This is a genomic window from Pseudomonas aegrilactucae (assembly GCF_019168305.1).
GTDB lineage: Bacteria > Pseudomonadota > Gammaproteobacteria > Pseudomonadales > Pseudomonadaceae > Aquipseudomonas > Aquipseudomonas aegrilactucae.
On record NZ_JAHTBI010000051.1, the window covers coordinates 24,573 to 31,070 of the forward strand.

A 6,498-nucleotide genomic window follows, 5' to 3' on the forward strand; every position below is an offset into this window, starting at 1 on the left:
CTTGCTACTTGATACGCACATGCGTTGAGCGCCGCCCATCACCCCGGGCAGCGCTCCATGGTCGCGGCTACCCGCTGCGCTCATTTTTGCCAGGAGATACACGATGTCTACCCCTCCGGTTACCTTGATGGTGGCGCGCCGCGTTGCCGATGGCCGCTATGAAGACCTGATCGCCTGGTTGCGCGAAGGCGAGCAACTGGCCACCGACTTCCCCGGTTACCTGGGCTCGGGTGTGCTCGCCCCGCCGCCCAACGACGACGAATTCCAGATCATCTTCCGCTTCGCCGACGAGAAAACCCTGCACGCGTGGGAGTTCTCGGCATCGCGCAGCACCTGGCTGGCACGCGGCAACGGGTTGTTCCAGCAACCCCACGAGCACCGTGTCAGTGGTATCGATGGCTGGTTCGGCCCTGGCCCGGCCCAACGCCCACCGCGCTGGAAACAAGCAGTAGCAATATGGCTGGCGTTCTTTCCGGTGTCGCTGGCGTTCAACCTGCTGTTCGGCCACTGGTTGAGCGCACTCGACCTGCTGCCACGCATCCTGCTCAGCACCCTGGGGCTCACGCCCCTGATGGTCTACCTGTTCATCCCGCTGTCGACCCGTTGCCTGGCCCACTGGCTGACCCCCAAAGCGCCGGCACAGGTTGTGCCCGCACCGCCGCTGAGCAGCCGCTGAGCCACCCCAGCGGGGCGTGCAACGGCGGCGAGTTCGGGTATGCTGGGGCCTACCCATGCGACTACCTGAAGTTGACCGCCCACCACATGAACAGCCCAATTCTTGTCACCGGGGCCAGCCAGCGAGTCGGGCTCGCGCTGGCCATTCAACTGGCGCAGGCCGGCCACACGGTCGTCAGCGCCAGCCGCAGCATCCTTGCGCAAGCGCCGCACCCGAACATCGTGCAGTTCCAGGCCGACCTGTGCCTGGAGCACGACCGCCAGGCCCTGATCGATCACCTGCGCAGCCACTATGACGGCCTGCGCGCGATCATCCACAACGCCTCGCTGTGGCTGGATGACGACCTGGCCAACCTGAACACCATGTTCAAGTTGCACGTCGAGGCGCCTTACCACCTGAACCTGGCCCTGGGCGAGCACCTGCTCAAGCTCGACAAGTCCGACATCATCCATATCTGTGACGAAACCTCTTCGCGCGGCAGCAAGAGCCATATCGGCTATGCCGCGACCAAGGCCGCGCTGCAGAACATGGTGCTGTCGTTCGCCGAGAAGTACGCCCCCGCAGTACGGGTCAACGCGATCCTGCCCGGCTTGCTGATCCTCAAGGAAAACAGCGACGAGCACTACCGCCAGCAAACCCTGAAGAAGGCTCTGCTGGAGTTCGAGCCCGGCGCGCAGCCGCTGATCGACGCAGTCAAGTTCCTGCTCGAGAGCCAGTACAGCACCGGCAGCAACGTGGTCATCAACGGTGGCCGCCATTTGAAGAACCGCATCGCGGCCGACTGAGCCGCGACACCGTCAAGAGAACGCCCATGAACCCGCAACAGCAACTCGAACTCGAAGCGGCCGCCTTTCGCCGCCTGGTCGACCACCTGCGCCAGCGCACCGACGTGCAGAACATCGACCTGATGAACCTCTCCGGCTTCTGCCGCAACTGCCTGTCCAAGTGGTACAAGGCGGCGGCCGACGAGCGCCAGATCGACCTGAGCCTGGATGACGCTCGCGAAGTGGTCTACGGCATGCCGTACGAGCAGTGGAAATCCCAACACCAGAAAGAAGCCAGCGCCGAACAGCAAGCGGCGTTCGCCAAAGGAAAACCCCATGACTGACCTGAACACCCTGCGCAGCCGCCTGAACAGTGGCGAACATGTATTTGTCGACACCCTGGCATTCATCGCCGACGGCTACACCTACCAGCCACAGGCCTTCACCAACGGCGGAGTGCAAAACGCTGCCGGGCAGAACGAAGGCTCGTGCAAGACCCTGGGCCTGGCCCTGCTTGAAGGCCTGAGCGATCAGGAAGCGCTGCTGGCCTTCGGCGAGCATTACCGTTCGGTAGTGGCCACGCCCGAGGGCAGCGATCACGGCAACATCCGTGCGCTGATCCAGCACGGCCTGGCCGGGGTGAAGTTCGCTGGCGAGCCGCTGCAACGCAAAGGCTGAGCCGCGCTGCATCCAACAAGAACGGCCCTCATGGGCCGTTTTTTCATGCCTGCGAAACCACCCGCTGCCCCGGCGCGTTTGCGGGCACCTGGGCATCGCGCAGCCACCCCAGCGCAATGGGCCACAACTGCGCCTCAAAGCGGCGGTGAAAAAACGCGAAGTGACCAACGCCTGGCTCGTCGATCTCGTGCGGGGCGATGCGCAGGTGCGTACGCGCGCTGGCCTTGAAGTAGCCCAGCAGCCGCTCGATGGCCGGCACCGTTCCGAACGGGTCATCCGTCAGGCTGATGGCAAGGATATCGGCCTGCACCTGGGCAAACCCCAGCGTCGCCAGCCTGCGCCCACTGGGACGCTGCTCATACGCAGGCGCCGGTGTCGCCCAGTCGCGCACCACACCTGCGGGCGTGTCTTCCATCCAGCCCAGGCGCTTGCCGGGAAAATAGCCGAATACACGGGTCAGCAGCGGCATCGCCAGGTGCCATTTGCACAACAGCTGCCAGCGGCTGTCGGCGGCGTAGTCACGCCAGTAGGCGAACTGCGCACCCACCGTGACCAGCCGGCGGATGATCGGCGCCGAGGCCGCCAGCCCCGCTGCGCACCCCCCGAAGCTGTGCCCTACCACATCGAGGGGCTGACCTGGAAACTCACGTTGGGCACGCGTGAGCATGGCCTCGAAATCCAGCGTGCCCCAGTCTGACCAGGAGGCTTGAAAGCCGCGCAAGGTGGCCGGGCGCGACTCGCCGATACCACGGTAGTCGTAGGTGATCACGTCCACGCCGTTGGCGTACAGGTAGTCGGCGAAACGCGAATAGAAGCGACAGCGCACCGAGGTGGCGGCGTTGATGATGACCACCGCACGCGTGGGGTCGGCCATGGCATGGCGCCAACTGAAACCGCCCAGGCTGAAACCGTCGGCGGCTGGCTCGCGAAACGGCACTGCAATGCCGGGCGATGGGTGGGTGAGCGGTGTATTCATCAGCGTGGCTCCGTGGCGTCAGGCGTGGCGGATCGAACCACAGCACGAAGGATCCGCAATTATAGGCCCGCCGGCTCCGGCGTGCTGCCCTCCCCAGCACACAGCGCATCGCCAAGGGTGATCGTAATCCTTTGCACCGCACGGTCAGCCCGGCGGCCGGCAGCGACAAGACCGCAACCGGTGCCTGTCGTTGCAAACAAGCCTGGGAAACGGTGTAGGTGCTACCCTTGCGCCCCCATCCAACACCTCATCCGCAAGGAGCATCATGAGCTTGAACAATGCAACCATGGCGAACTACCCCTTCCTCAAAGAGATGATCGAGGACGACTACTTTCCGAACGCCATCGTGCACAAGGGCCAGAACATCCTGATCGAACTGTGCCGTGCGATCGAACAACAAAAGCCGGCCGACCTGGATGCGCTCTATGCGCTGAGCCATGCAGCCACCGAGGCGTTCAACGTACTGGGCGAAGAATTCGAGGAGAACGGCAGCGAAATCGAGACGGCTGCACGCGATGCCATCGGCACGGACTTCATGCAGATCGCCACGGCATATGGCTTTGAGAACGCAGACATCGAAGAGCTGATCGCGCCGCGGGACTGGTAAGCCGCAGCGCGCCGCAGCCTGCCTATGCAGACGCCTTCGCAAGCGCTACGGCGGCGGTGATGGCAGCCCTGGCCTGGGGGCTGTTTTTCCAGCATGTAGAACCCACGGCTGCCGAGGCCTGGGCCAGGATGTCGCTGACATTCGACTCGCCGAGCACTGCCAGCGAGTCGATGCCCATCTGTTCAAGGCGAGCGATAACGGTAGGGCCTACGCCCTTGAGGGCCAGCAAGGCCTGTGTTTCCGACGGTGAAAATGGCATCCGTAAACTCCTGTAATGGGCCGATGAAGGCACGCGAGTGTGCCCCACGTGCAGGGGCGGCTCAAGTTGCTGGCGCACGCTGTCGTCAGCAACCGCAGGCAACGTATTTCTTGAAGCCAAGCACCCGCGGGCCAAATAGTATGCAGCCCCCAAGTGATGACACTTCCCAAAGGAGCACATCATGCAACCCATACTCAGCCGCCGTCGCCTGATGCAGGGGGCCGTTGGCTGCTCTGCAGTGCTGGCCTTGCCCGCGTGGGCAACTGACCCAGTGCAGTCGCCACTGCAGCGCCTGGAACAGGCATCGGGCGGCACACTCGGGCTGTGGGCGCTCGATACCGGCAGCGGCAAGCGCCTATCGTACCGTGGCGAAGAGCGCTTCGCCTTCTGCAGCGCCTTCAAGGCAGTGCTCGCAGGTGCGATCCTGCAGGCGAGCCAGGTCGAGGCAGGGTTGCTGCAACGTCGTCGGCATTATCTGGCCGCCGGGGCGCGCACCGTGGATTGTGGTGGTGTTCACGCGGGGCTCGAAGAAGGACTCGCCTTGGCGCAATGAAACCATTGCGGCAGCGACGCGTGTGGTGGTGGGTGCCTGTGGCGGATGAGCCCTCGCCGAGGTCGGGTCGTTGAACGGGTGCCGCCCTCTCCGCTTTCAGCCCCCCCGTCAATGCGAGTGCCTGCGGGTGATGGTGCTCATGTGAATGGCGTTCGGCCAGAACGGACAGCACCAGGCTAAGGCCACACCAAAGAACCCCACGAGAAGTATCGGGCTCAGCACGCCGCCAAATGCGATGGCGCCCATCAGCCACGACCACTCCGATCGGGGCATGCCGACCGACTGCCAGCCGCGATCGCGTGGAAGTGGTACGCGGCGCGACAGGACTGATTGAGTCGTGTGGGCAGCCCGACGCTGGAGGTACCACGATGGCTCAACACCAGTGTGGCGGTGTTCACCATCAAGCAAGACAACCTGGGCGTGGGTATGAGCCTGAGGCCAGACAGGGACCGATGGGTCGGTTACGCTGGCAGGCCGAATCGCACTCAAGCTTACGAGACGCCATGAACCCTTCATTTGACGACTTGATCGGCCGGGTGATGTACCTGGGCGTACATCAGGTGGCCTACCCGATTGATATCTTCAGTACTGCGCAGTTGTTGGCCGAGCAGGTATCCGACGATGCAGACCTTGAAAAAATAGTGTCGCTGGTTTCAGACCCCGAGAACCACTTTACGCGGTGGGCCGCCGTACGCGCCATCGTGATACTGGGGCCTGCATCGGTGGCTAAAGCCCATGCAGCGCTGAGCGCCCAGGTCGCGCTTGAGGATTACCCGCTTGCTCGGCAGGAGCTGCGCAAGGCGCTGGCTACGACAACAAGCTGAAGGTGCTGGGCACGTTCAGCAGCGCCTACGGTGTGCAACCTCAACTGCGTGAATTTGGTTGAGACGACTCGACGGGCAAATACTCACGCAAATGCAAAAAAAAGGACTGATGGCAGTGGCCAAGGAAATCATCTTGATGCGTCATGGTCAGCCCGATCTGGTCATGGCTGGCAAACTTTCAGCGCTCGATATGAAACGCTGGATCGAGCAATACGACCTCTCCGAAATCATCGACCAACCCGCCCCAGAGGTGAGCGTGGCGCTCGCCGCTACCGCCAGGGTAATCGTTTCGAGTACGGCGCCTCGCGCGCTGACCTCCGTTCGGGCGTTGGGCTTGCAGCCGGTTCTGGTCGACGCAATGTTCTGCGAAGCGCAATTGCCCCATGGGCGCTGGACACTGCCGCGCCTTTCGCCGTTTACCTGGGCCTTCATTCTTCGCGTCTTGTGGCTGTGCGGTTTCTCAGGGAAGGTCGAGTCTGCCCGCACGGCCAAAATGCGCGCCAATGCCGCCGCGCAACGGCTTCAGTCCCTGGCTGATGAAGGGCCCGTGCTACTGCTCGGCCACGGCATCATGAATCGAATGATCGCCAAGCAGTTGGAGGCGGCCGGGTGGGTTCGCCAGCAAGGCAATGGCAGTCGTTACTGGAGCGCAACGGCTTATCGAATGGGGTAACAGGGGAAGCTGCGACAGGGCCCATTACGGCCGGCCTTGTCGCGCTTTGCGCCTTACTTGACCTTCCTGCTCAACTCTTCCAGGCTGCGCTTGTGCTCTCTTTCGGCCTGGCGCCAGCGTTCAAGCTGGCAGTTGCTCGGCACTGATGTCACCGGACAGCTTCAATGAATACCAGGCCAGCGCCTGCTGGCAGATGACGGGAGGCATCGGTCTCGAGGATTCTTGCCATGGGAAGAATCGTCCCGCTATGGCGCTTTCGTGTGGATGGTATTTACGGAGTATTTCGTTAGTTGCACCTCGGCTGTACTCAAGGTGGCGCGTGTGATTTTCTTTCTATCCGAGCGAGCATCCATAGATAGAACGCGGGGGGGTGGTCTATTCGGAGCAGTGGCGTTTCGTGGCGAAGCCCCCCTTCCGTGACGCATCCGACATAACTTTCGGAAGTTTCTCCATGGATAGGAAATCCTCCCCCCTAGTATCATTTTGCC

9 protein-coding genes and 2 pseudogenes are annotated in these 6,498 nt (G+C 62.7%); 8 read left to right on the plus strand and 3 right to left on the minus strand.

The window, feature by feature from the left end:
- Positions 1-103: 103 nt before the first annotated feature.
- From KUO17_RS15220 to KUO17_RS15235, 4 genes are all read left to right on the plus strand, one after another.
- Positions 104-676: a putative antibiotic biosynthesis monooxygenase gene (locus tag KUO17_RS15220; protein ID WP_217976369.1), complete on the plus strand. Its 573-nt coding sequence runs from the start codon at positions 104-106 to the stop codon at positions 674-676.
- An 86-nt stretch (positions 677-762) separates the two neighbouring features.
- Positions 763-1,461 (plus strand): dihydromonapterin reductase, encoded by a 699-nt coding sequence (gene folM, locus KUO17_RS15225; RefSeq protein WP_217976370.1) that lies wholly within the window; start codon positions 763-765, stop codon positions 1,459-1,461.
- Positions 1,462-1,487: 26 nt separating this feature from the next.
- On the plus strand, positions 1,488-1,784 hold the full coding sequence (locus KUO17_RS15230; protein ID WP_217976371.1) for a DUF1244 domain-containing protein: 297 nt from the start codon (positions 1,488-1,490) through the stop codon (positions 1,782-1,784).
- The gene (locus KUO17_RS15235; RefSeq protein WP_217976372.1) at positions 1,777-2,118 is read left to right on the plus strand and encodes a HopJ type III effector protein; all 342 of its coding nucleotides are present in this window, start codon (positions 1,777-1,779) and stop codon (positions 2,116-2,118) included. Before KUO17_RS15230 ends, KUO17_RS15235 begins: the two co-directional genes overlap by 8 nt.
- 43 nt (positions 2,119-2,161) lie before the next feature.
- Here KUO17_RS15235 and KUO17_RS15240 read toward each other — a convergent pair whose 3' ends face one another.
- Positions 2,162-3,094: an alpha/beta hydrolase family protein gene (locus tag KUO17_RS15240; protein ID WP_217976373.1), complete on the minus strand. Its 933-nt coding sequence runs from the start codon at positions 3,092-3,094 to the stop codon at positions 2,162-2,164.
- A gap of 265 nt (positions 3,095-3,359) precedes the next feature.
- On the opposite strand from KUO17_RS15240, the gene KUO17_RS15245 reads away from it, so the two are divergent.
- Positions 3,360-3,701, plus strand: coding sequence for a DUF5713 family protein (locus KUO17_RS15245; protein WP_217976374.1), 342 nt, complete (start codon positions 3,360-3,362; stop codon positions 3,699-3,701).
- A gap of 22 nt (positions 3,702-3,723) precedes the next feature.
- Here the strand turns inward: KUO17_RS15245 and KUO17_RS15250 are convergent, their stop codons facing one another.
- Positions 3,724-3,960, minus strand: a complete 237-nt coding sequence (locus KUO17_RS15250; RefSeq protein ID WP_217976375.1) for a helix-hairpin-helix domain-containing protein — start codon at positions 3,958-3,960, stop codon at positions 3,724-3,726.
- A gap of 277 nt (positions 3,961-4,237) precedes the next feature.
- On the opposite strand from KUO17_RS15250, the pseudogene KUO17_RS27235 reads away from it, so the two are divergent.
- Positions 4,238-4,441: pseudogene (locus tag KUO17_RS27235) on the plus strand (hypothetical protein); the annotation flags it as partial.
- 270 nt (positions 4,442-4,711) lie between these two features.
- On the opposite strand, the pseudogene KUO17_RS27240 reads toward KUO17_RS27235, so the two are convergent.
- Positions 4,712-4,825: pseudogene (locus tag KUO17_RS27240) on the minus strand (EamA/RhaT family transporter); the annotation flags it as partial.
- Between the two features lie 191 nt (positions 4,826-5,016).
- Between KUO17_RS27240 and KUO17_RS15260 the strand changes: the two are divergent.
- The gene (locus KUO17_RS15260) at positions 5,017-5,337 is read left to right on the plus strand and encodes a hypothetical protein (RefSeq protein ID WP_217976377.1); all 321 of its coding nucleotides are present in this window, start codon (positions 5,017-5,019) and stop codon (positions 5,335-5,337) included.
- A 115-nt stretch (positions 5,338-5,452) separates the two neighbouring features.
- Positions 5,453-6,010 (plus strand): histidine phosphatase family protein, encoded by a 558-nt coding sequence (locus KUO17_RS15265; protein ID WP_217976378.1) that lies wholly within the window; start codon positions 5,453-5,455, stop codon positions 6,008-6,010.
- Positions 6,011-6,498 lie beyond the last annotated feature (488 nt).